This window comes from Microbulbifer okhotskensis, assembly GCF_023895975.1.
Taxonomy (GTDB): Bacteria; Pseudomonadota; Gammaproteobacteria; order Pseudomonadales; family Cellvibrionaceae; genus Microbulbifer; species Microbulbifer okhotskensis.
Genome location: NZ_JALBWM010000610.1, coordinates 1 through 207 on the forward strand (window position 1 = coordinate 1; position 207 = coordinate 207).

1 protein-coding gene is annotated in these 207 nt (G+C 53.6%); it reads left to right on the forward strand.

Annotated features, from left to right (window positions below):
• Positions 1-207: C40 family peptidase (locus MO867_RS23455; protein ID WP_252473582.1), on the forward strand; the 207-nt coding region annotated here is incomplete at both ends.

Consider the following 207-nt stretch of genomic DNA (forward strand, 5'->3'; position numbering starts at 1 on the left):
ATCCCATCGCGGAACATTTATGGCAGCCCGGTGATATTGCCCTGTTTAAATCACCGCAAAAATCCGACCCCAGCCATGTGGGTTTTTTAGCGGATTACCGTCACGGCGGTTTCAGTTTGATCCACGCTCACGCCGATCAGGATTGCCGCGAACATGTGTTAGATGAGCGCTGGCGGCGCTTATTGGTGGAGGTGTATTCGCCATGGG